Origin of the sequence: Domibacillus sp. 8LH, assembly GCF_038806185.1 — a bacterium.
GTDB classification, from domain to species: domain Bacteria; phylum Bacillota; class Bacilli; order Bacillales; family Domibacillaceae; genus Domibacillus; species Domibacillus indicus_A.
In genome coordinates, this window is the sequence record NZ_JAVJNG010000002.1 from 1 (window position 1) to 24,969 (window position 24,969).

Below are 24,969 nucleotides of genomic sequence, written 5' to 3' on the forward strand. Positions count from 1 at the left end.
ACGGGGTGTTTTTAATGGAAGATAAAAATTAAAACGTTGACGTTTTTATTGATTTTGTTCAGTTTTCAATGTTCAATTCGCTTTGTTTTGCCGTCATCATCTGGCGACTTAAATAATATACCATGTATAAAAACAAAGAGCAAGCTTTTTTATAAAAAAAACAGCCTTTTTTTCATGGCTGTTTTTTAGTCTCTTGTTTCAATGTATAAATCTCTCCTTTGAACCAAATCAATAATATCTCCATTTGGAAGTTGAATCATCGGTCTTGTTTTATTCCCAGGCGGCACAAAGATGACTTTGCCCTTGCTGCCATCTGATAACGTCACCTGCATATCTTGTGAAACCTCGACTGTCAGCGAAAACAATACTTCTGTAATCGACAGATCAAACTGGCCAAACAAATCCTGCTGGATAATTTCAACTGCTTTAAATACAGACTGCCTGCCTTTAAATAATCGATCTGTTGTTAAAGCATGAAAGGTATCAGACAGTCCTACTATTTGTGAAAGTATATGCACTGATTTTCCTTTCGTACCTGCCGGATAACCAGATCCGTCCATCCGCTCGTGATGCTGATAAACAGCCAGCTTTGCTTCCGGTTTGAGAAGTTTTAAGTCTTTCACCATTTTGTAGCTGACCACTGGATGATTTTGAATCTCTTTGTATTCACCCTCTGTCAGGGCCGTTTTTTTTGTTAATAAGGAGGTTGTTATTTTTGACATCCCGCAGTCAGCTAAAAATCCGGCTAATGCTGCCTGAACAATCAATCCTCTATCGTACTGGAGTTTTTGGGCAATCAGTCCACTCAGCAGGCTGACGGCCAATGTATGGTGATAAAGATACTCGTCTTTTTTAGAGTATGATGAGACTTTTTCAAGTTCCCCCGGATGTTCTAACATGTATTCAAGTATAGGCAGGATGATTGTACGTATTCGAGCAATATCTACATTCATCCCTGACTGCCACCGCTGAAATTCTTCTTTTACACTTTTTAATGTCTTAAAATAAAGCTGCTCTATCCGATCTGCAGCCTGCAGTACACGATTGAATGAATCTGAAGAATGCAGCACCGCCTCTGGCTGCTCTTCCTTTGCTAGTACATCAATGGATTTTATAGAAAAAGCGTGCAAAAAACGAATATGCTGATCTGTTAAAATCGTTCCAGCCGCAATGATGGGATTGACTGTCGCAGCCATGACGGCTTCTTTCACCTGGTATCCGGGCTTGATGTCTTCAACTTTTATGTACATTCCCTGCCTCCTCTTACATCTTTGTACCTAATTATAAGAAAAATCACAGACAAATGATAGACAAAAAAGCACAGGTATTTTGAAATACCTGTGCCGTGTTTTTATTCTTCTATTTCTTCTTCTTCTTCGAGCGATTCTTCTTCTTTTTCCACTTTTGCTACGGTTGCCACTGTTTCATTTTCACCAAGGCGGATCAGCTTAACCCCCTGCGTGTTTCGGCCAGTAACGGAAATGCTGGCAATATCCATCCGGATCATGACGCCGCCCATGGTCATAAGCATCAGGTCTTCTTCACCTGTAACCGTCTTAACTGCGATGAGTGCCCCGTTCTTGCCGGTAATATTCAGCGTTTTAAGCCCTTTTCCACCACGTGTTTGAATGCGATATTCAGATTCAGGCGTTAATTTGCCGTATCCATTTTCGGTAACAATTAAAATATAATCATTTTCTTCTACGAGTTCCATTCCAACCGCGTAATCTCCATCAGATAAGGTAATGCCTTTTACCCCTGTTGATGTGCGTCCCATGGAACGGACATTGTCTTCCGGGAAACGGATCAGCATGCCATCGCGTGTTCCCATTACAATATGTTTTTCACCATTTGTAAGCCGCACGGAAATGAGCTCGTCTTCCTCCCGGATATTCAAAGCGATCAAGCCGTTTGTTCGAATATTCGCGTAATCCATTAATGGTGTCCGCTTTACAATTCCCTGCTTCGTTGCAAAGAACAGGAACGAATCCTCTGTGAATTCTTCGACAAACAGCATCGAATTCACCCACTCATCCTGCTCGACGCCAAGCAGATTCACAAGCGGAATTCCTTTTGCCGTCCGGCTGAATTCTGGAATCTGATAGCCTTTTAATCGATACACTTTCCCTTTGTTTGTAAAGAACAGAATCGTATCATGGGTTGAGGTTGTCAGAAGCTGCTCAACAAAATCATTTTCATTTGTTCCCATCCCCTGAATACCACGGCCTCCGCGGCGCTGGCTCCGGTAAGTCGAGATTGGCTGACGTTTAATATATCCTTTATGGGTTAATGTAATAATAACTTTTTCAACCGGAATTAAATCTTCATCCAGCAAATCACCAGGCGCTCCATCGGTAATTTCTGTCCGGCGTTTGTCGGCGTACCGGTCTTTAATTTCAGTCAACTCTTCACGGATAATTTGAAGAATTTTTTCCTCGTCCGCTAAAATGGCTCTTAATTCTTTAATCACTGCAAGAAGGTTTTGATATTCTTCTTCGATTTTTTCACGCTCAAGGCCGGTCAAGCGCTGCAAACGCATATCTAAGATGGCTTGAGCTTGTTTCTCAGATAAACCAAACTGCTCCATCAAGCCTTCGCGGGCAGCCTCTGTTGTCTGCGAGCCGCGAATCAATGCGATAATGCGATCTATGTGATCTAAAGCAATACGAAGACCCTCTAAAATGTGTGCGCGTGCTTCGGCTTTATTTAATTCAAATTGCGTACGCCGGCGGATAATCTCCTGCTGATGCGCTAAGTAATGCTTTAAGCACTCTTTTAAGCTGAGTACTTTTGGATGGCCGTCTACAAGCGCCAGCATGTTAATACCAAAGCTTGTCTGCATAGCTGTGTATTTATATAAATTATTTAATACAACGCTCGCATTGGCATCACGGCGAATTTCCATCACAATTCGCATACCTTCACGATCTGATTCGTCACGAAGATCGGTAATGCCGTCGATTTTCTTTTCACGGACAAGCTCCGCAATACGTTCAATGAGCTTTGCTTTGTTTACTTGGTACGGGATTTCTGTCACGATAATCGTTTCTTTACCGTTTGCTTTTTCTTCAATTTCCGTACGGGCACGCAAAATAATCGAACCGCGGCCTGTTTCATAGGCACGGCGGATGCCGCTGCGGCCCATTAAAATACCTGCTGTTGGAAAATCAGGTCCTTGAATAAATTCCATTAAGTCCAGAACAGACATATCCGGGTTTTTGCTGACAGCAAGCAGCGCATCAATGACTTCTCCAAGGTGGTGAGGCGGAATGTTGGTTGCCATACCGACCGCAATACCGGAAGCGCCGTTTACAAGCAGATTCGGAAAACGCGCCGGTAACACAACGGGCTCACGCTCAGAGCCATCGTAGTTGTCCTTGTAATCAATAGTGTCTTTGTTTAAATCACGTGTGATCTCCATGGCAATTTTGGACATGCGGGCTTCTGTATACCGCATCGCCGCGGCCGCATCGCCGTCAACTGAACCGAAGTTTCCGTGTCCATCAACCAGCATATGGCGGTAGTTAAAGTCCTGCGCCATCCGTACCATCGTTTCGTATACAGCTGAATCCCCGTGCGGGTGATATTTACCGATAACGTCACCAACGATCCGGGCAGACTTCTTATACGCTTTATCGGCTGTCATGCCGAGATCATTCATCGCATACAAAATACGGCGGTGCACCGGCTTTAAGCCATCGCGCACGTCCGGAAGTGCCCGGGATACGATAACGCTCATCGCATAATCAAGAAACGATGAACGCATTTCCTGGCTTATATTAATCTCTTTTACGTTCGAGTGTGGCGTATCAGCCATGAAAAATCCTCCTTTTAAGAAAAGTACAAGGCGCCCATTTATCGGTGACAAGCATGGGACAAGCCTGTCCTTGCCGCCCATATTCAATGAGCTTTCAGCCGATTGGCGCCTAGAACTTAGGTGTTATTAAAAAGCGGGAGCGCCCGCGGCTTACGGGCGCTTTTTAAACTTATATATCAAGATTTTTAACGTAGCGTGCGTTGTCCTGAATGAAATTACGGCGCGGTTCTACTTTATCGCCCATTAAAATTTCAAATGTTTCATCGGCCTCCATCGCATCTGTCAGGGTTACCTGGAGCAGTGTACGTGTGGATGGATCCATGGTCGTTTCCCATAGCTGCGCCGGATTCATTTCTCCAAGACCTTTATAACGCTGCAAACTCGGTTTTGCATTTGCCGGGATGTCTTTCATGATTTCATCCAGCTCGTGGTCGTTGTATGCGTAGCTGATATTTTTGCCCTGCTGTACTTTGTAAAGCGGCGGCTGGGCAATATACACATACCCCGCTTCAATAAGCGGACGCATGTAGCGGAAAAAGAATGTTAACAACAGCGTGCGGATATGGGCGCCATCCACGTCCGCATCCGTCATGATAACCAATTTGTGGTAACGTGCTTTTTCCAAGTCAAACTCTTCGCTGATCCCTGTTCCGAGTGCTGTAATCATTGCCCGCACTTCATTGTTTGACAAAATTTTATCAAGACGCGCTTTTTCAACGTTCAGGATTTTTCCGCGCAGCGGCAGGATAGCCTGGAAGTGGCGGTCACGCCCCTGCTTGGCTGAACCGCCGGCAGAGTCTCCTTCTACGATATACAATTCGCTGATTTTCGGATCGCGTGATGAGCAGTCAGCCAGTTTACCAGGAAGGCTGGATACCTCGAGCGCACTTTTGCGCCGCGTCAGCTCCCGCGCTTTTTTCGCAGCCATTCTTGCCCGAGCTGCCATCATGCCTTTTTCAACAATTTTCCGAGCCGTATTCGGGTTTTCAAGCATAAATGTTTCAAAACGGCCGGCAAAAACGTTGTCTGTCACCGTTCTTGCTTCTGAGTTGCCAAGCTTTGTTTTCGTTTGACCTTCAAACTGCGGATCCGGGTGTTTCACGGAAACAATGGCCGTTAAACCTTCACGGACATCTTCTCCTGTTAAATTGGCATCAACGTCTTTTGCAAGGCCATTTTTCCGGGCATAGTCGTTGATTACACGTGTTAAAGCCGTTTTAAAGCCAGATTCATGCGTTCCGCCTTCGTGCGTGCTGATATTGTTGGCGAATGAATAAATGTTGCTTGTATAGCCGTCGTTGTATTGAAGGGCTACTTCAACTTGAATTCCTTCACGCTCGCCCTCCATAAAGATCGCTTCTTCATGAAGCACTTCTTTGGAACGGTTTAAATGTTCAACGTATGATTTAATACCGCCTTCGTAATGATACTCATTTTTCTTGCCTTCTCCACGTTTGTCTTCGAGCGTAATTTTAATACCGCGGTTTAAGAAAGCAAGTTCACGAAGCCGTTGAGCAAGCGTATCGTAGTCATACACGAGTGTTTCTGTAAAAATCTCACTGTCTGGACGGAAGTGAATGTGTGTACCGGTAACATCTGTTTCGCCTGCTACCTTCAAATCTCCCTGCGGCACACCGCGTTTAAATGCTTGGTAATGAATCTTTCCGTCACGGTGTACATATACTTCTAGAAGTGTAGAAAGTGCATTTACAACAGAAGCACCAACACCATGAAGTCCGCCGGATACTTTATAGCCGCCGCCGCCAAATTTACCTCCGGCATGCAGGACGGTTAAAATTACCTCTACCGCCGGGCGTCCCATTTTTTCATGAATCCCGACCGGAATGCCGCGTCCATTGTCTTTTACAGTAATGCTGTTGTCTTCTTCTATGATGACGTTGATTTCATCGCAATACCCGGCCAGTGCTTCGTCGATACTGTTATCAACGATTTCCCAGACGAGATGATGAAGTCCTTTTACACTTGTTGAACCAATATACATACCAGGACGTTTTCGGACAGCTTCAAGTCCTTCGAGCACCTGTATTTGATTTTCATCATAGGAAGGTGTCGTATTTTGCGGGTCCATAGTCAAATCCAGTCACCTTCTCTTTCGGTAAAATAATCTTACTTTATTTTGGTTACTGCCCCAGCGGTAACGCTATAGGCAGAGGCGGCATTTAACGTGTCATGCTCAATGCCGTCCGTGTTTGTTGTTGTAACAAACGTTTGCACTTTTCCATGAATCGTATTCAGCAGATGTGACTGGCGGTAATCGTCAAGCTCAGATAGCACATCATCCAGCAGCAAAATCGGGTATTCACCAATTTCCGATTGAATCAGCTCGATTTCAGCAAGCTTTACAGCAAGCGCCGTTGTCCGCTGCTGCCCTTGCGATCCAAACGTTTGAATATTTTTTCCGTTCACATAAAAAAGGAGATCGTCGCGATGCGGACCGGTTAATGTCACACCCCGGTCTACTTCTCTCGTCCGGCTTCTCTGGAAAAGATCCAGCAAAGCCGACCTTATTTGCTCGTCACTCTGCTCCTCTTTTATCCCAGCGGCCGGCTCATACACAATAGCCAGCTCTTCAACCCCTCTTGAAATACCGGCATGAAGCGGACCAGCCCATTTTTGAAGCAGATGAATAAACTCAAAGCGCTTTTTTGTTACTTTTACTGCCAGCTCAACAAGCTGTTCGGTTAAAACCTCAAGCATCGTCAAGTCAGATGCTTTTTTCGTCTGCAGCTGTTTTAAATAATGATTCCGCTGCTGCAGCACTTTATGATAAAGGCTTAAGTCATGCAGGTACACAGGCGATACTTGACCGATTTCCATGTCAATAAACCGCCTTCTTACTTGCGGACTGCCTTTTACTAATGTTAAATCTTCCGGGGCAAACATCACGACATTCATGTTGCCGATGTACTGGCTGAGACGCGTCTGCTCCAAGTGGTTAACCTTGGCTTTTTTGCCTTTTTTGGAGATCAGAAGCTCAATCGGGAGCGATTGGTGCTTTTTCTGCACTCTTCCCTTTATTTTAGCATACTCCGCTTCCCAGCGAATTAAATCTTTATCATTCGAAGTCCGGTGCGATTTAGCCATAGCCAGCACGTAAATGGATTCGATGATATTGGTTTTCCCTTGGGCATTTTCGCCAATGATGACATTTACAGTATTATCAAACTCAACGAGGAGTGATTCATAATTTCGGTAATTCTCTAAAGCCAGTTGTTCAATGTGCATGCAAAAACACCTTTCGACGGCCCTTAATCACTTTCTTCCTCTGTTCCAAATCCTACTTCATATACACCATCTCCAGGAATTTCCACTTCATCCCCTTCATACAGCTTTCTTCCTCTTCGGTCATCAAGCTCTCCGTTAACGTATACTTCGTGTTCACTTAGATACCATTTTGCCTGGCCGCCAGTTTGAATAATGCCAGCCAGTTTCAGAAATTGGCCAAGGGTGATAAATTCCTCGTTTTCAGCTTTTTTTGTCATCATAATGTGGTTTCCTCCGTAAACATCTTAGTACTTTATTTTAACATAAATACAAAAAAAGCGGCGCAAATATGCCCCGCTTTTCCGGAGTTTGAATTAATACGTTCGCACCGGCAGGATCAACTGAAGTGTTGAATCATCATGAAGCGGACGAATCACAAATGGACGCATTGCGCCTGTAAATTGAATTTCAATTTCGTTCCCCTCAATTGCTTTGAGTGCATCCATCATATATTTTGCGCTGAATGAGATTTTCAATTCCTCTCCTTCAGACGACAAGCTGTTTACCTGCTCGGTTACTTTTCCGATCTCTGGTGAGTTCGATGAAATCTCAACCATCCCGCCGTCCTCGCTGCTCATTTTCACGACGTTGTTCCGCCCTTCCCGCGCTAAGAGAGAAGCACGGTCTACCGCTTGCAGATATTCTTTTGTATTTAAATCAATTTTTGTTTTGTATTCATCAGGAATCAAGCGGGTTGTGTCAGGATAGTTGCCGTCAAGCAGCCGCGAGAAAAACAAAACATGCTTTGAACGGAACAATACTTGGTTTTCTGTCATGACGATTTCAACCGGCTCATTTGTGTCATCTAAAATTTTGCTTAATTCCGTCAAGCTTTTTCCAGGAATCACGACGTTGTATTCTCCTGATGGAAGCCCTTCTGCCGCTGTTTTACGAAGAGCCAGACGATGGCTGTCCGTAGCGGTGCAAATAAGCGTGCCATTTTCAATTTTCCAGTTTACACCCGTTAAAATCGGACGCGTTTCTGAAGTAGATACAGCAAATACCGTTTGCCGGATCAATGTTTTAACAAGATCAGCCGGCAGTTTAAAAACATTCTCGTCATCGATTTGCGGCAAATGCGGATATTCATCTGCATCCTGGCCGTTCAAGCTGAATTCCGCATGTCCTGAACGAATGATCGTTTGAAAAGAAGCGGACGTTTCAAATTCGATCGTCGAAGCCGGCAGCTTGCGGACAATCTCATTGAAAAAACGGGCATTTAAAACTACGCCCCCTGTTTGCTCGATCGAGGCAATGGATACATCCCCTTCTTCACTTGGAATAAACGATTCAATCGAAATATCGGAGTCGCTTCCGGTTAAGGTGATCCCCTCATCTGACGCATGAATTTTAATACCGGTCAAAATGGGAATGGTTGTTCTTGAGCTCACTGCCTTTAAGACATCTTGTACGCCAGCAGCAAGCCGGTCTTTTTGTATCGAAAATTTCATGGGGATCCCTCCGAAATTATTTTGATATAACAATTCACTTAACTGCGAATTTAGTATTTTTATATTAAAAAAATAATAGACGTAGTAGTAGGTGCTGTTGATTTGTGGATAAGTATGCAAAAACGAAGAAACAACAGCCTATCCACATGTGGACAGACTGTTGATGAGCGCCCTTTTTTATTCACAATTTATTAAGCTTTTAAAATGGTGATAATTTCATTTATTTTTTGAGCGGCAGCAGGATCTGTTTCCATGAGCTTTGAAATTTTCTCATGGGCATGAATAACGGTCGTGTGATCACGTCCTCCAAACTCCTCGCCAATTTTAGGCAGTGAAAAATCCGTTAATTCGCGTGACAAATACATGGCTACCTGTCTTGGAAAAGCAACCGATTTTGTCCGCTTTCTGGCTGTAAAATCCTCCAGGCGGATGCCGTACTGCTCCCCGACTACCCGCTGAATATCCGGAATGGTCACGGATTTTGGACGAGCCCCTGGAATAATATCTTTTAGAGCATCTGCTGCTACTGTCGCGTTCACTTCTTTGTTGATTAAAGAAGAGTAAGCAACGACCCGGATCAATGCGCCTTCAAGCTCACGAATATTCGTATCAATTTGATTGGCGATATACAGCATCACTTCATTTGGCACGTCAAGGTTTTCAGCGCGGGCTTTTTTGCGCAAAATGGCAATCCGCGTTTCAAGGTCCGGCGGTGTAATGTCTGTAATAAGCCCCCACTCGAACCGGGAACGAAGTCGATCTTCAAGAGTCGGGATTTCTTTTGGCGGCCGATCGCTGGAAATGATAATCTGCTTGCTTTCTTCATGCAGCGTATTAAATGTGTGGAAAAATTCTTCCTGTGTTTGTTCTTTTCCGGCTAAGAACTGAATATCATCAATAAGCAGGACGTCAACATTGCGGTATTTATTACGGAACTCCACCGCTTTATTGTCTCGAATGGAATTAATGAATTCGTTCGTAAACTTCTCCGAGGACAGATACACCACTTTAGCGTCGGGATTATGCTCAAGCACGTAATGCCCGATTGCATGCATTAAGTGTGTTTTGCCCAATCCTACTCCCCCGTAAATAAACAGTGGATTATACGCTTTGGCCGGTGCTTCTGCTACTGCAAGAGAAGCTGCATGGGCAAACCGGTTGCCGGATCCGATGACAAACGTGTCGAATGTATATTTTGGATTCAGCATACTTTGGATGGTTGATTCCCCGCTTGGCTTTGGCGGTGGAGCCGGCTGTACAGCCCGATGCGAAGGCGGTACATATGATTCCATGTCGTGAACATCTGGCGAAATAAAGTAAACATCAAGCTTTTCGCCTGTTAATTCATCAATAATTTCGGACGTTAAATGCGTATAATGCCCCTCAAGCCAATCACGATTAAAAAAGTTAGGTGCCGCTATTACAATAGCGTCTCCGTGAAGCGAATGCGCTTTGGTTGACTTCACCCACGTTTCGTAGCTTGGCTTGCTAATTCGCGCCTGGATACGCTCCAGCACTTTATTCCATAAATCATCGATGTTCTCCATTGGCCCCTCCTTACTGACTGTCAGTGCAGTTTGTTTAATGTTTGTACAACCCATTCCGTTAAGAATTCATAATTATGCATGACAATGTTTGTGAATAAATATATAATAAGATAAAACTAGTTTTTCGACAAAATCTACAGGTTGTGGATAAAAATAAAAACACCCTGTTTATTGTTTTTCCACATATTATCCACAGCTGTGGATAGATAATATGTCGAATTTAGTTATCCAGAGTGAAAACAAAATAATAATAGCAGAAAAAATGAGACTCTGCAATCACTTCAATGAATTATCCACAGGCTTTTTCTCCTTGTGAAAATGTTTGTCCACAGGGTGAGGACTTGTGAAAGAACCATTGAAGAAGTTGTGGATAATCGAAAATGCCGTCGATTGCTGTCCACAGATGGAAAATGGGGCAAGATATGATACTTTTTGTATAACCTGCATTCCTCATCAAAAAGACAGTAAAATAATTTGGATCTTTGAGGCTTTTAAAAGGTGGTTGACAGGATGGCCTCTGGTCCTTATAATTAACAAAGACTGTTTTGAAAATATGAATTCGAAAACCTCAGGGAGGTGTTTTAATATGAAAAGAACGTACCAGCCTAACAAACGTAAAAGAAGCAAAGTTCATGGTTTCCGTGCACGCATGAGTTCTAAAAACGGCCGCCGTGTTTTAGCAAGCCGCCGTGCTAAAGGCAGAAAAGTACTATCTGCATAAGACCACTGACCATTTCAGTGGTCTTTTTTTAGGATTGCTAGAAATGGTCCGCAAAGGCGGCGTGGCAGAAAGCTGTCAAGTCCGCCTTTGTTCTATATGAATGAAAAGCCGGCAGGTGGCATAAATGAAAAAATCATTCCGCATCAAAAAAAACAATGATTTTCAAACGGTCTTCAGCAAAGGGAAGTCGTTCGCAAATCGCCAATTTGTTGTATATATGTATAAAAAAGAGCAGAATGTTCCGTTCCGGATCGGCTTGTCTGTCAGCAAAAAGCTGGGCAATGCTGTGATGCGCAACCGCATTAAGCGCTGCATCAGACAGAGCTTTACGGAATTAAAAGAAGAAATTCAGCCTGGCTGGGATTTTATTATTATTGCCCGTAAGCCGGCAGTGGACATGTCCTGCGCAGAAATAAAAACAAGCTTAATACATGTACTGAAACTGGCGCGAGCGCTTCAGCGAAAATAATCCAAATGAATAAGCAGGAATTCAGCCAATGACAGGGGGAGCAACCGCTTGAAGAAAAGAACGCTTTCATTCTTGGTCGTGGCTCTTTTTTCCGTCCTGCTGGCAGGATGTACGGAAGTAAACCAAGAAATTACAGCAGAAAGTGAAGGATTCTGGAATGAATACGTCATTTATCCGCTCTCACAATTTATTACCGCTACATCTGACCTCGTAGGCGGCTACGGTCTTGGTATTATCGTTGTTACGATCATTATTCGGATCATTATTTTGCCGCTTATGATTAAGCAGACAAAAAGTGCTAAAGCGATGCAGGAGATTCAGCCTGAAATTAAGAAAATTCAAGAAAAATACAAATCAAAAGATGCGCAGACACAGCAAAAGTTGCAGCAGGAAACGATGGCGCTGTTCCAGAAGCATGGGGTAAACCCGCTGGCTGGATGTTTCCCAATTTTAGTGCAAATGCCGATCATCATTGGGCTTTATCAAGCCATTATGCGGACGGGCGAAATTAAAAACCACACTTTTTTATGGTTCGATCTAGGCTCGCCGGATATTATTTTATCTGTTTTAGCTGGTGTTTTTACTTTTTTTCAGCAAAAACTAATGATGGCAGGACCTGCAAGTGATAATCCGCAAATGAAAATGATGCTGTACTTAATGCCGATCATGATCATCGTGTTCGGGATTACGTTGCCGTCGGCACTTGCTTTGTATTGGGTAGTCGGCAGTATTTTTATGATTATTCAAACGTTAATTATTGGCAGAAACAAGCCGGTTCAGGATGCTGGCCTTTAATAATGAGTAGAAGAAAAGACATTGCTAACATCGCAATGTCTTTTTTTTATGTAGAAAAAGGGTTATCTTTCCATACATAAACGTGCGTTTAAAGAAAAAAGTTATCAACATGTGGATGAACATATGCCTTTTTTTCAGTGAACAGCTGTGATATTCTATTTATTTAGGGAATCAAATAAAAGCGAATAGGCAATCACATATATCAACATAAATATGAAAGAGGTGAACAACGTGGAATTTGATACAATAGCAGCTATTTCAACACCGCCGGGAGAAGGGGCTATTGCAATCGTTCGATTAAGCGGCGATCAGGCGATCTCCATTGCGGATAAAGTGTTTCGTGCACCTGGACAAAAGCAGTTGTCCACAGTGCCGAGTCATACAATTCACTATGGCCATTTAGTGGATCCATCCACAGGACGTGTCGCGGAGGAAGTGATGGTTTCTTTAATGAAAGGGCCAAAAACATTCACCCGCGAAGATGTCGTGGAAATCAACTGTCACGGAGGCATTACAGCCGTTAACCGTGTACTGCAGCTTGTTTTAAATGAAGGAGCGCGTCTTGCCGAACCCGGTGAATTCACAAAACGTGCTTTCTTAAATGGCCGTATTGATTTATCACAGGCAGAAGCTGTAATGGACTTGATTCGTGCCAAAACAGACAAGGCGATGAACGTGGCATTAAACCAAGTGGAAGGGCGGCTGTCCCGATTGATTGGGCGGCTTCGCCAGGAGATTCTTGAAACGTTGGCTCATGTGGAAGTGAACATTGATTATCCGGAATATGACGATGTGGAGGAAATGACACACCGTGTGCTTCTTGAAAAATCACAGTTTGTTCAATCTGAAATTGAACGTCTGCTCCGGACAGCTGAACAAGGTAAAATTTTACGTGAAGGGTTGTCGACAGTTATTATCGGGCGTCCGAATGTCGGTAAATCTTCACTTTTAAATGCGCTCGTACAAGAAAACAAAGCGATTGTCACGGATATTCCCGGCACAACACGTGATGTAATTGAAGAATACGTGAACGTGCGCGGCGTGCCACTCCGTCTAGTTGATACGGCGGGTATTCGCGAAACAGAAGATATTGTGGAACGAATCGGGGTGGAGCGCTCAAGAAAAGTACTAAAAGAAGCGGATCTTATCTTGCTTGTATTAAACTATTCTGACGAGCTGACGCCGGAAGATGAAAAGCTGTTTCAAGCAGCAAGCGGTATGGATGTTATTGTCATTGTGAACAAAACGGATCTTGAGCCGAAAATAAATATGGACCGTGTAAAAGAACTGGCTGGCAGCAGCCGTCTTGTGACGACGTCGCTTCTTGAGGAAAAAGGAATTGATGAATTGGAAGAAGCGATTGCCGGTTTGTTTTTCTCAGGTGCAGTTGGTGCGCAGGATATGACGTATGTGTCTAATTCCCGGCACATTGCCCTATTAAACCAGGCAAGCCGCTCTATAACAGACGCTATTCATGGAGTAGAAGCAGGCGTGCCAATTGATATCGTTCAAATTGATTTAACAAGAACGTGGGAGCTGCTCGGGGAAATTATCGGCGAAAGCGTCCACGAAAGCTTGATTGATCAGCTGTTTTCACAATTTTGCCTCGGGAAATAATGAACGGAAAGGAAGAAAAACAGCATGAATTACTATGAAGCAGGCGAATATGAAGTCATTGTTATTGGGGCGGGCCATGCTGGAGTAGAAGCAGGGCTTGCTTCTGCACGGACAGGCGCCAAAACGTTAATGATTACCATTAACCTTGATATGATCGCTTACATGCCATGCAACCCGTCTGTCGGCGGACCGGCAAAAGGAATTGTTGTCCGGGAAATCGATGCGCTTGGCGGTGAAATGGCTAAAAATATTGATAAAACACACATTCAAATGAGAATGCTGAATACAGGAAAAGGACCGGCTGTGCGGGCGCTGCGCGCGCAGGCGGATAAAGTGCTGTACCAGCAGGAAATGAAAAAAACGATTGAAAACGAGCCGAATTTAACGCTCGTTCAAGGAATGGCAGAGCGGTTAATCGTGGAAGATGGAGAATGCCGCGGTATCATCACGCAAACGGGTGCCATTTATCGTTCAAAAGCTGTAATTATTACGAGCGGAACATTTATGCGTGGTGAAATCATTCTCGGTGATTTAAAATATTCCAGCGGCCCGAACAATCAGCAGCCTTCTGTAAAGCTATCCGAGCATTTAGATGAGCTTGGCTTTGAACTTGTCCGCTTTAAAACAGGGACACCGCCGCGTGTCAACAGCCGGACAATCGACTATTCCAAAACGGAAATTCAGCCGGGTGATGATGTTCCCCGTGCATTCAGCTATGAAACAAAAGAATTTATCATGGATCAGCTGCCATGCTGGCTGACGTATACAAATGAAGAAACACATAATATTATCGGTGAAAACCTGCACCGTTCTCCGATGTACTCTGGCGTCATTAAAGGACGCGGACCGCGTTATTGTCCATCAATCGAAGATAAAGTAGTCCGGTTTAATGATAAGCCGCGCCACCAGATTTTCCTTGAGCCGGAAGGACGGAATACAGAAGAAGTATACGTACAGGGCTTTTCTACAAGCCTGCCGGAAGATGTACAATACCGGATGCTTCGGACAATCCCGGGCCTTGAAAAAGCACAGCTGATGCGTGCGGGCTATGCGATTGAGTATGATGCAGTTGTGCCGACACAGCTATGGCCGACACTGGAAACAAAACGAGTGAAAAACTTGTACACAGCTGGGCAGATTAACGGTACATCCGGTTATGAAGAAGCAGCTGGACAAGGTTTAATGGCCGGTATTAACGCTGCGTGCCGTGTGCTTGGCAAAGAAGAAGTAGTGCTGAGCCGTTCCGACGCTTATATCGGTGTTATGATTGACGACCTTGTCACAAAAGGAACGAGCGAACCATATCGCCTGCTCACTTCCCGTGCGGAATACCGCCTTCTTCTTCGTCATGACAACGCGGATCTCCGCTTAACAGAAATCGGCTACAAAATCGGCACGATTTCTGAAGCACGCTATGCAGCTTTCCTGGCGAAAAAAGAAGCGATTGCGGCTGAAATCGACCGGTTGAAAGCAACGATTATTAAACCGGACGAAAAAACACAGGCGCTTATTCGTGAAGCGGGTGGAAGCGAGCTGAAAGACGGCATTCGAGGAGCAGACCTTCTGCGCCGTCCGGAAATGACGTATGAGGCAATCAAGCAGCTTATCCCGGCAGATGCTCCGCTTGATGAAGAAGTGGAAGAGCAAGTGGAAATTCAAATTAAATATGAAGGATACATTGAAAAGTCCCTTCAACAGGTGGACCGGATGAAGAAGATGGAAAACAAAAAAATTCCGGCTGACATTGATTACGATGCAGTGAGCGGTATCGCCAATGAAGCACGGACAAACTTAAAAGAAGTCCGTCCGCTTTCCATCGCACAGGCTTCACGTATTTCAGGCGTGAACCCGGCCGATATTTCCATTTTGCTTGTTTACATTGAGCAGGGCCGTGTTGCACGGACCGTCAGCGAATAAGAAAGGAACGAAAACATGAAAATCGACCAATTTCAATCCGAACTTGCCAAAAACGGCATTGAGCTGTCTGAAGAACAGCTTGGCCAGTTTCAGCGCTACTATGAACTGCTTGTAGAGTGGAACGAAAAAATGAATCTCACTGCGATTACCGAGCAGGAAGAAGTGTATATGAAGCACTTTTACGATTCACTTACAGCTGGCATCTATACCGATTTAACAAAACCAGCCCGGATTTGTGATGTCGGCGCCGGCGCCGGCTTTCCAAGCATCCCATTGAAAATTGCTTTTCCGAATTTGGATGTTACCATTATTGATTCATTAAACAAACGTATTACGTTTTTGAATCATCTGGCATCCGAGCTGAAGCTTGAACATGTTCAATTTGTTCACGGACGTGCAGAAGAAATGGGACGGAACCCGGAGCATCGCGAACAGTATGACATCGTAACGGCACGTGCCGTTGCCCGCATGTCTGTCCTGTCTGAGCTGTGCCTGCCGTTTGCGAAAAAGGGCGGTACATTTGTTGCCATGAAAGCAGCGAGTGCGGCGGATGAAATGGAAACAGCTGCAAAAGCAATCGGAACACTTGGCGGTCAAACGGAAGAGGTTTTCTCTTTCCGCCTGCCGATTGAAAACAGTGAGCGGACGATTATCGTGATTCGGAAGAAAAAAGAAACGCCGAAAAAGTACCCGCGAAAGCCGGGCACACCGAATAAAACACCAATTGAATAGTTCTTAAGCAGGAACAGGGCGCCTCATGGCGAATACTATCAGAATGGAGAATGAAAAGGTGGTGTAAACATGAAGCGTCCTTTTTCCCGTCTGTTTGGCGGAAAAAGTGAAACAGCCATGATGTTTCCCGTAGATGAAGTCAAAGAAATACCGGTAGACTCTCTGGAACCGAACCAATTTCAGCCACGTTTTATCTTTCAAGAAGAAAAAATAGCAGAACTTGCGTCAACTATTGCCGTTCATGGCATTATTCAGCCGATTGTTGTCCGGGAGATCGAGGAAGAAAAATATGAAATTATAGCAGGGGAGCGCCGTTTTCGGGCAGCCAAAAGCCTTGGGCATGAAACGGTACCCGTTATTGTCCGTCAGTTTACGGACGAGCAGACCGCTTCAGCAGCGCTGATTGAAAATATACAGCGGGAAGAGCTGTCTCCAATTGAAGAAGCAAGCGCTTATCAAAGCCTTCTTCATATAAATAATACAACCCAGCAGTCTCTTGCCCAAATGGTCGGAAAAAGCCAGTCGTTTGTTGCGAATAAGCTGAGGCTGTTAAAGCTGCCGGACGAAGTGCAGCAGGCGGTTGCTGAAAAAAAAGTTACCGAACGCCATGCTCGGGCGCTGCTGCCGCTGAAAAAGCCTGAATGGCAGTGTGAGCTTCTGCGTATTGTGCTCGATAAAGGTTTGAATGTAAAACAAACAGAAGACCGCGTGGTCAAAATGCTTGAAAAAGAACCGCCGCGCCCGCGCACAAAAGCGGTCAGCCGTGATATTCGCATTGCGTTAAATACGATTCGCCAGTCTCTTGTGCTTGTAGAGAAAAGCGGCATCCACGTGGAACAAGATGAAGAAGACCATGAAGATTTCTATCGGATTACGATTCAAATTCCGAAAAAACCAAAGCAATCATAAACAATGCCGTTTTGATAAAAAACGGTTCAGGCTGACCAAAAACGTCCGCGTTCGGCGTCACTTGCCGTCTGCGAATACTCATGACCTAAAAAAGGTCACTCCGCTTCTCAGCCGGCGGCGTTCTTGGAAAGAGCAGGCGTTTTCAATCAGCCTGCTTTCTTACTTTGTCTACACTCTCAGCCGTTTTGATAAAAAGCGGCTTTTTTTTTTACGGCGTAAAAGCCAAAACGCGCCAATTTTGATAAAATAAAAAACAGATAACACCGACAGACGAAAGCAGGTGGCTTCTTTTGGGAAAAGTAATTGCGGTCGCCAATCAAAAAGGCGGCGTTGGAAAAACAACAACATCAGTAAATTTAGGGGCATCACTCGCCTCTCTTGACAAGAAGGTGCTTCTTCTTGATATTGATCCGCAGGGAAACGCAACAAGCGGTGCCGGCATTGAAAAAAGAAGCGTAGATCAATGCATTTATGACGTCATTGTGGATGATGTGGAACTGGCTGATGTCATTAAGCCTACAACAGCGGAAGGCATGTTTGTCGCGCCGGCAACCATTGCCCTCGCGGGTGCTGAAATTGAACTTGTATCTGCTATTTCCCGCGAGCTTCGAATGAAAAGAGCACTCGAGCCGCTCCGTGAAAGCTTTGATTATATTATTATCGACTGTCCGCCATCGCTTGGTTTGTTAACGATCAATGCGCTGACGGCAGCGGACTCTGTTTTAATTCCAGTTCAATGTGAATATTATGCGCTTGAAGGATTAAATCAGCTGTTAAATACAATACGGCTCGTTCAAAAGCATTTAAATAAAGACCTTTACATAGAAGGTGTTCTATTAACCATGTTTGATGCCCGGACCAATTTAAGTATTCAAGTGGCAGAAGAAGTGAAAAAGTATTTTCATGACAAGGTGTACCAATCTGTCATACCGCGTAACGTCCGATTAAGTGAAGCACCGAGCCACGGCAAACCGGTTTTACTGTATGATGCCCGTTCACGCGGTGCAGAAGTGTATCTTGATTTTGCGAAAGAGGTGGCAGCACATGGCTAAAGGGCTCGGCAGAGGTTTGGATGCACTTTTTAAAGATTTGGGCGCTGATGATAAAAACAGCACTGTGCAGGATATTTCCGTTAAAGAGATTCGCCCGAATCCGCATCAGCCGCGGAAAAAGTTTAAAGAAGAAGCAATTGAAGAATTAAAGCAGTCTATACAGTCACACGGCATCCTGCAGCCGATCGTGCTTCGAAAAAGCATAAAAGGATACGAGATTGTAGCCGGAGAACGGCGTTACCGGGCTGCTAAAGCGGCTGGCATGAAAGCTGTGCCGGCGATCATTAAAGAATTAACAGAAGCCCAAATGATGGAGCTTGCTCTGCTGGAAAACCTTCAGCGCGAGGATTTAACCGTAATGGAAGAAGCGGCAGCTTATCAGCTGATTATGGACAAGCTTAACGTTACACAGGCAGAGCTTGCCACGCGGATCGGCAAAAGCCGTCCGCATATTGCCAACTACGTCCGGCTGCTTGATTTGCCGGGTGAGATTCAAGATATGATTTCAGATGAAAAACTATCGATGGGACATGCCCGGGCGCTGCTCGGTGTAAAGCCGAAAGCAAAGCAGCTAAAGGCAGCTGAAAAAACAGTTTCAGAAAACTGGACCGTCCGCCAACTTGAAAGTTGGATCCGAGAAGAAAAAGAAAAAGTTTCACGTGAAACAAAGCCGGTTAAAAAAGATATTTTTATTTTAGATCAAGAAGAAGTCCTTCGGGAGCGGTTCGGTACATCCGTGCAAATACGCCAATCTAAAAACGGCAAAAAAGGCAAAATTGAAATTGAATATATGTCTACCGAAGACTTAAACCGCATCTTGGAAATGCTTGATAACAGAGGTTAAACGATGTTTATAACAGGTTCGCTCGTGAATGGAATTGCCATTGGCGCCGGTGCATTGCTCGGCGCCTCTATGGCGCGGATTCCAGAAGGAATAAAAGGAACAGTCATGCACGCGATTGGGCTGGCGGTAGTAGTGCTTGGCTTACAGATGGGATTGAAGGGCGAAAATTTTCTGCTCGTAATTCTGAGTCTTACAGCTGGCGCTGTAGTGGGCGAGCTACTTAAAATTGATGAACGGCTGAATGATCTTGGCAATTGGCTTGAGCAGAAAGTAGGTTCAAAAGGAAGCGGCAGCATTTCGCAGGGGTTTGTAACGGCGACCCTTATTTTTGTCATTGGGGCAATGGGTGTCATTGGCGCGCTTGACAGCGGCATCCGGGGAAATCATGAAGTGCTGTTTACAAAATCACTGATCGATGGGATTACGGCTCTTATTTTAACGACTACACTTGGCATCGGTGTTTTATTTTCCGCTGTCCCTGTTCTTCTATATGAAGGGCTTATTGCCCTGTTTGCGACGCAAATTGACCGTTTTGTTTCGCAGGAATGGATGGATGCCTTTATTTTAGAAATGACGGCAGCCGGGGGGATTATGATTTTTGCCATCGGTCTGAATTTGCTTCAAATTACCAATATACGCATTGCCAATCTGCTGCCGGCAATTGCCTTCGTCGCCTTGTTTGTAACGATTTGGCCGTAAGCTTCTCTTCGGAGGAGCTTTTTTCATTTTTCAAAAAACTCATTGACACCTGCTCCTTCCCATGTAATAATCCTAGTTATTACATAAGAATTATAAGGTTATTGAAATGGAAGGGGGCAGCACAGGATAGTCTGTGCGGATTCAATGAAGTTAAAACAAACATTAGGCCTTTCGGCTGTAGCACTTTCACTTTTTCTAGCAGGCTGCGGCGGCGAAAATGCTTCATCAGGCGGAAGCCATACACCTGTTGAAAACGTACCCGAGCAGGTAAACGGAGAAGATCCGGTTAAAATTAAAGTAATCCGCAAAATTGGCGGTGACGACCATACGGCCCAGTTTTTAGCGGGCGCACAAAAAGAAGGCGAATCGCTTGGGTTTCAAGTAGACACATTCACCGCTAACGGTGATTCTGCTAAATTCCATGATGCGATTAATCAAGGACTCACACAGGATTACGACGGCTTTATTATTTCACACGGCGATGATGCAGCAACAGTCAGCGAAGTGAAAAAGCTTGTGGAAGCAGGAAAAAGCGTTGTTACATTTGATTCTAATGAGGAACTAAAAAATGTGAAAGGCGTGACCCTGACATCCCAGGATGACGAAGTACTGGCAACACTGGCTCTTGACCAATTGATTAAAGATACAAAGGGTAAGGCAAACATTGCTTATTTATGGGTAGACGGGTTCCCGCCAATGGTACGCCGCAATGCCGTATACGAGCAAAAGCTAAGTGAAAACCCAGGTATTAAGGAAGTGGACCGTTTCGGTGTAGCCGCTGCTGATACAACGGTTCAAACACAAAATGCCGTGCAGGCCATGCTGAAAAAATATCCAGAAGGCAAACTCGATGCTATTTTTGCAACATGGGATGCTTTCGCTATCGGTGCCGCACGCGCCGTGCAAGAAGCAGGACGGGATGATGTAAAGATTTACGGTATTGACGTTTCCAATGCAGATTTGCAGGAAATTCAAGATCCAAAAAGCCCTTGGCAGTACACAGCTGCCGTAGACCCGGCACTAATTGGTTCAATCGATATGCGTATTCTGGCGAAAAAGATCGCTGGTGAAGAAACACCACAGGAATATGCGCTTGAGCCATCGCTTATTTCAAAAGAGCAGCTTCAATCCGCTGATGGCGCAGTGAACATGGAAAGCCTGTCCGATGTTGTGGAAGGCTGGGGACAGTCGGATGAATTCACAGAAGACTGGATGAAAACGTTAAAAGAACATTATGCAAAATAAGAACAGGACCCGAGGAAATCTCTTTAAAAGAGATTTCCTCCTTTTCTGTCGTCGAAAGGAGGATACAAGATGACTACAACACTTGATATGAAAAATATTTCGATTTCCTTTCCCGGTGTAAAAGCGCTGAACAGAGTGGATTTTCAGGCGCAGACAGGGAAAGTTCACGCATTAATCGGCGCAAACGGAGCCGGGAAATCAACGCTTATGAAAATTTTATCCGGTGCCTACGGCCATTATGAAGGAGAGCTGTCGATAAACGGAGAGCTTATTCATGTCCGTCAGCCGGCTGATGCAAAAAAGTATGGTATTCAAATGGTTTATCAGGAAGTAGATACAGCACTTATTCCTCATTTAACCGTTGGTGAAAATATTATGATGGATCAGCTTGTAAACGGCAAAGGGGAAAGCGGATGGATCCACTGGAGGAAGCTCCGGGAAAAGTCCGCTGCGCTGCTGGAAAGAATGAACCTTTCTCTTTCTCCAACAAAGCAGGTAAGTGAGCTGACACTGGCAGAAAAGCAGATGGTGCTGATTGCCCGGGCCATTTCAAATGACTGCCGCTTTTTAATTTTAGATGAGCCGACCGCTCCGCTCAGCCAGGCAGAAACTGATGAATTATTCCGGATTGTGCGGCAGCTGAAGCAAGAGGATGTAAGCATCATTTTTATTTCACACCGCCTTCCAGAATTGTTTGAAATCTGCGACGACATTACGATTATGCGCAACGGGGAGCTTGTTTCAAAAAAACGCATAGCAGACACGACGCAAAATGAAGTAGTCGAAAACATGCTGGGCCGGAAAATGGACGAGCAGTTTCCAGTCCGCAAATCTGAAAAAGGAATGGTACTGCTTCAAGCATCCAGCCTTTCAGCAGCCGGTGTGAACGGTGCGAATATAACCGTTCACGCCGGGGAAGTGGTCGGTTTAACGGGGCTTGTCGGTGCCGGCAAATCGGAAATATGCAAAGCGCTGTTTGGGGAATCCAAAGTGGAAGCGGGAAACATTCAAGTAAAAGGAAAGCCGGTATCGCTTCGTTCGCCTTACGATGCAGTCCGCAGCGGCCTTGTACTTGTGCCGGAGGAACGGCGCCGTGAAGGTGTATTTGTGTCAGAATCCGTCCGCTCAAACATCACCGTCACCACGCTGAAGTCGATGCTGAGAGCGGGTGCCTGGATTGATTTTAAAAAAGAAAAAGAAACGGCTGTTTCTGTTATCGAGCGGCTGGATGTGCGGACACCGTCTCCTGAAACGAAGGTCCGCCACCTGTCAGGCGGAAACCAGCAAAAAATTGCGATTGGAAAATGGCTGCTTGCCGAAGCGGATGTATATATCTTTGACGAGCCGACAAAAGGCATTGATGTCGGGGCGAAGCGGGAAATTTTTGACTTAATCACCGAGCTTGCCGCGCGCGGAAAAGGCATTTTATACGCATCAAGTGAACTGCCTGAAATATTTGGTATGACAGACCGGCTGTATGTGATTTACGATGGACAGGCCGTGATGGAAAAAGAAACCGCGCTCACGACAGAAGAAGAAGTTATGTATTATTCAACAGGAGGAAAATAAAGTGTCTCAGAAAAAACCGTTTCAGTTGTTTGATTTTTTTTATAAATACGGCACGATCTTAACCATTATTGTGTTAATCGCTGTTTTTACCGCCCTAAATCCTGCTTTTATAAGCAGCGACAATGTTTTGAACATTTTACGCTCGATTTCCATTGTCACGATTATTGCTGTAGGGGTTACAGTGTCACTTTCGATAAATGGATTTGATTTATCGGTCGGCTCATCCGCTTCCCTGGCAAGTGCTGTGGTGATCTCTATGTTTGTCTGGTTTTCGCAGAGCTTTGTGGTGGCGCTGCTGGCAGCCCTTCTCGGTGCTGTGCTCATCGGTATATTAAACTCCATTATGATCGTTAAACTGAGAATTTCAGATATGCTGGCTACATTGGCGATGATGTTTATCATTCAAGGCGTTGCTTTAACATATACAAAAGGAGCAACCATTTCTGAAAACATGGTCATGGCTGATGGATCTTATGCAGAAGGTGTGATCAGCCCTGTTTTTGCCAAGCTTGGACAGCTTCCCTGGATTATCGTCATCATGGTCGTAGTCGTTTTAGCCGTTCAAGGATTTTTTTCACTGACAAAGCACGGCCGGTTTATGTATATGATTGGCGGCAATCAAGAAGCTGCCCGCTTGTCCGGCATTCCTGTGAACAAATACAAAGTAGCCGCTTATATTTTGTCAGCACTTTTAGCCGCGCTTGGCGGTATTGTATTAGCTTCCCGCGTGATGACGGCTGAAATAAACGCAGGTGGCCCTTACTTAATGGATGCGGTAGCCGCTGCGTTTATTGGATTATCCGTTCTCGGTGCCGGCAAGCCGAACGCGCTCGGCACCTTTGTTGGTGCGGTGTTAATCGGTATTTTGCAAAATGGGCTCGTGATGATGTCTGTCCCTTATTATGCGATGGATATTGTAAAAGGGTCCGTTCTTGCTTTTGCCCTGGCGCTCACTTACTATAAGCGGACACACGCATAATTCAATTTTCTGTGAAAAAGTGTTTTCTCCTGTTAAAATGGAAACGACTTATGTAAACCAGCAGAAGGAGGGCTTTTTTTGGACGATCAATCATTATCAACCTATCAGCGCGCCCTCGAATCGTTGTGGAGAAAGTTTACCAATGAAGAAACGTGGCTTGCGTTCGGAGAAGGCGCTATTAAAATTATCCTGACGATTCTGGTGGCGTGGTTTATTGTAAAAGTTGGGAAAATCGCCATCCGCAATTTTTTTGCTCTTCGCTCAAAAGCACCATTGACGTTTTCTGAGCGGCGGGAAAACACATTGCTCAAATTGATTGAAAATGTGCTGGCGTATGTGGTGTACTTTATTGCGCTTGTGAATATACTTGGGGTTCTAACCTTTGATGTAAAAGGACTCATCGCTGGAGCCGGGGTGCTCGGGCTTGCGATTGGCTTTGGCGCTCAAAGCTTGGTAAAAGATGTGATTACGGGCTTTTTTATCATTTTTGAAGACCAGTTTTCAGTAGGAGATTTTGTCCGAATCGGCCAGTTTGAAGGAACAGTCGAGGAAATTGGCCTGCGCACAACAAAGCTGAAGGTATGGACGGGTGAAATTCATATCTTGCCAAACGGAAGCATTATAGAAGTCACGAACTTCTCTCTTCATAACAGTGTGGCCGTCGTTGACATCAGTATTGCCTATGAGGAAAATGTGGAAAAAGCTGAGAAGGTGATTAACGAGCTTCTTGAGACATTAAAAGACAAGTATCCTGAAATTGTCGATACACCGAAGCTGCTCGGCATTCAAATGCTGGGACCGTCAGATGTGACTCTTCGGATTACAGCGGAAACAACGCCGATGAATCACTGGTATGTGGCTCGAATGATGCGCAAAGATATCAAGGAATGTCTGGATGCGAACGGAATTGAAATTCCATATCCGCGCATGGTGATGTACTCAAGAACGGAGCAGGAAGCACAAGCAGGCTCAAAACAGGCAAAAAGCGGGGGAACGGCATAAATGGAAGAGAAACAGTTTGCGTTGCACGATGTGGTAGAAATGAAAAAAGCCCATCCTTGCGGAACAAACCGCTGGAAAATCATTCGTCTTGGCATGGACATTCGAATCAAGTGTGAAGGATGCGGACACAGTGTCATGCTGCCGCGGCGTGAATTTGCGAAAAAAATGAAAAAAGTAGTAACCGAGAGCGGCGAGTAAGCCGCTCTTTCTTTTGGAGCAAAAAGACGTTTTAGAATAGAAGATGTTTCCCCTGGTATTTCGTCCTGACCTTGGGCTTGCGCTTTTCTTACGTTGCCTTTTTCCGCCTTAGTCCATATAA

At 44.8% G+C, this 24,969-nt stretch carries 22 protein-coding genes; 15 read left to right on the plus strand and 7 right to left on the minus strand.

The window, feature by feature from the left end:
• Positions 1-185: 185 nt before the first annotated feature.
• The 7 genes from RG959_RS03505 to dnaA all read right to left on the minus strand — a co-directional run bounded on the left by RG959_RS03505 (position 186) and on the right by dnaA (position 10,100).
• Positions 186-1,250, minus strand: a complete 1,065-nt coding sequence (locus tag RG959_RS03505) for an HD-GYP domain-containing protein (protein ID WP_342795977.1) — start codon at positions 1,248-1,250, stop codon at positions 186-188.
• A 101-nt stretch (positions 1,251-1,351) separates the two neighbouring features.
• Positions 1,352-3,817 carry a DNA gyrase subunit A gene (gene gyrA, locus RG959_RS03510; protein ID WP_342795978.1) on the minus strand — a complete coding sequence of 822 codons (2,466 nt, stop codon included), beginning with the start codon at positions 3,815-3,817 and terminating at the stop codon, positions 1,352-1,354.
• Positions 3,818-3,986: 169 nt separating this feature from the next.
• Positions 3,987-5,906, minus strand: a complete 1,920-nt coding sequence (gene gyrB / locus RG959_RS03515) for a DNA topoisomerase (ATP-hydrolyzing) subunit B (RefSeq protein WP_342796409.1) — start codon at positions 5,904-5,906, stop codon at positions 3,987-3,989.
• A 38-nt stretch (positions 5,907-5,944) separates the two neighbouring features.
• Complete coding sequence (recF, locus tag RG959_RS03520; protein ID WP_342795979.1) at positions 5,945-7,063, minus strand: DNA replication/repair protein RecF; 1,119 nt, start codon at positions 7,061-7,063, stop codon at positions 5,945-5,947.
• A 23-nt stretch (positions 7,064-7,086) separates the two neighbouring features.
• Positions 7,087-7,323 carry a S4 domain-containing protein YaaA gene (gene yaaA, locus RG959_RS03525; protein ID WP_050180215.1) on the minus strand — a complete coding sequence of 79 codons (237 nt, stop codon included), beginning with the start codon at positions 7,321-7,323 and terminating at the stop codon, positions 7,087-7,089.
• Positions 7,324-7,416: 93 nt separating this feature from the next.
• Positions 7,417-8,553, minus strand: a complete 1,137-nt coding sequence (dnaN, locus tag RG959_RS03530; protein ID WP_315693672.1) for a DNA polymerase III subunit beta — start codon at positions 8,551-8,553, stop codon at positions 7,417-7,419.
• A gap of 191 nt (positions 8,554-8,744) precedes the next feature.
• A complete protein-coding gene (dnaA, locus tag RG959_RS03535) occupies positions 8,745-10,100 on the minus strand; it encodes a chromosomal replication initiator protein DnaA (RefSeq protein ID WP_342795980.1) in 1,356 nt (451 codons plus the stop codon).
• A 586-nt stretch (positions 10,101-10,686) separates the two neighbouring features.
• Between dnaA and rpmH the strand changes: the two genes are divergently transcribed.
• The 15 genes from rpmH to RG959_RS03610 all read left to right on the plus strand — a co-directional run bounded on the left by rpmH (position 10,687) and on the right by RG959_RS03610 (position 24,848).
• Positions 10,687-10,821: a 50S ribosomal protein L34 gene (gene rpmH / locus RG959_RS03540; RefSeq protein ID WP_046180646.1), complete on the plus strand. Its 135-nt coding sequence runs from the start codon at positions 10,687-10,689 to the stop codon at positions 10,819-10,821.
• A 124-nt stretch (positions 10,822-10,945) separates the two neighbouring features.
• Complete coding sequence (gene rnpA / locus RG959_RS03545) at positions 10,946-11,290, plus strand: ribonuclease P protein component (protein ID WP_251271143.1); 345 nt, start codon at positions 10,946-10,948, stop codon at positions 11,288-11,290.
• Positions 11,291-11,338: 48 nt separating this feature from the next.
• Positions 11,339-12,085 carry a YidC family membrane integrase SpoIIIJ gene (spoIIIJ, locus tag RG959_RS03550; protein ID WP_342795981.1) on the plus strand — a complete coding sequence of 249 codons (747 nt, stop codon included), beginning with the start codon at positions 11,339-11,341 and terminating at the stop codon, positions 12,083-12,085.
• Positions 12,086-12,316: 231 nt separating this feature from the next.
• The gene (gene mnmE / locus RG959_RS03555) at positions 12,317-13,702 is read left to right on the plus strand and encodes a tRNA uridine-5-carboxymethylaminomethyl(34) synthesis GTPase MnmE (protein WP_309090559.1); all 1,386 of its coding nucleotides are present in this window, start codon (positions 12,317-12,319) and stop codon (positions 13,700-13,702) included.
• A 24-nt stretch (positions 13,703-13,726) separates the two neighbouring features.
• Entirely contained in the window at positions 13,727-15,619 is a 1,893-nt protein-coding gene (mnmG, locus tag RG959_RS03560) for a tRNA uridine-5-carboxymethylaminomethyl(34) synthesis enzyme MnmG (protein ID WP_342795982.1), read from the plus strand.
• Between the two features lie 15 nt (positions 15,620-15,634).
• Positions 15,635-16,351 carry a 16S rRNA (guanine(527)-N(7))-methyltransferase RsmG gene (rsmG, locus tag RG959_RS03565; protein ID WP_342795983.1) on the plus strand — a complete coding sequence of 239 codons (717 nt, stop codon included), beginning with the start codon at positions 15,635-15,637 and terminating at the stop codon, positions 16,349-16,351.
• 69 nt (positions 16,352-16,420) lie between these two features.
• On the plus strand, positions 16,421-17,260 hold the full coding sequence (gene noc, locus RG959_RS03570) for a nucleoid occlusion protein (RefSeq protein ID WP_483298845.1): 840 nt from the start codon (positions 16,421-16,423) through the stop codon (positions 17,258-17,260).
• A gap of 290 nt (positions 17,261-17,550) precedes the next feature.
• Positions 17,551-18,312: a ParA family protein gene (locus RG959_RS03575; RefSeq protein ID WP_342795984.1), complete on the plus strand. Its 762-nt coding sequence runs from the start codon at positions 17,551-17,553 to the stop codon at positions 18,310-18,312.
• Positions 18,305-19,156 (plus strand): ParB/RepB/Spo0J family partition protein, encoded by an 852-nt coding sequence (locus tag RG959_RS03580; RefSeq protein WP_251271148.1) that lies wholly within the window; start codon positions 18,305-18,307, stop codon positions 19,154-19,156. The genes RG959_RS03575 and RG959_RS03580 overlap by 8 nt, the downstream gene beginning before the upstream one ends.
• A gap of 3 nt (positions 19,157-19,159) precedes the next feature.
• Entirely contained in the window at positions 19,160-19,855 is a 696-nt protein-coding gene (locus RG959_RS03585; protein ID WP_342795985.1) for a DUF554 domain-containing protein, read from the plus strand.
• 144 nt (positions 19,856-19,999) lie between these two features.
• On the plus strand, positions 20,000-21,100 hold the full coding sequence (locus tag RG959_RS03590) for a sugar ABC transporter substrate-binding protein (RefSeq protein WP_342795986.1): 1,101 nt from the start codon (positions 20,000-20,002) through the stop codon (positions 21,098-21,100).
• Positions 21,101-21,169: 69 nt separating this feature from the next.
• Positions 21,170-22,669: a sugar ABC transporter ATP-binding protein gene (locus RG959_RS03595; RefSeq protein ID WP_342795987.1), complete on the plus strand. Its 1,500-nt coding sequence runs from the start codon at positions 21,170-21,172 to the stop codon at positions 22,667-22,669.
• A 1-nt stretch (position 22,670) separates the two neighbouring features.
• Positions 22,671-23,648, plus strand: a complete 978-nt coding sequence (locus tag RG959_RS03600) for an ABC transporter permease (protein WP_342795988.1) — start codon at positions 22,671-22,673, stop codon at positions 23,646-23,648.
• Between the two features lie 78 nt (positions 23,649-23,726).
• Positions 23,727-24,650 (plus strand): mechanosensitive ion channel family protein, encoded by a 924-nt coding sequence (locus tag RG959_RS03605; RefSeq protein WP_342795989.1) that lies wholly within the window; start codon positions 23,727-23,729, stop codon positions 24,648-24,650.
• On the plus strand, positions 24,651-24,848 hold the full coding sequence (locus tag RG959_RS03610) for a DUF951 domain-containing protein (RefSeq protein WP_242232488.1): 198 nt from the start codon (positions 24,651-24,653) through the stop codon (positions 24,846-24,848).
• Positions 24,849-24,969 lie beyond the last annotated feature (121 nt).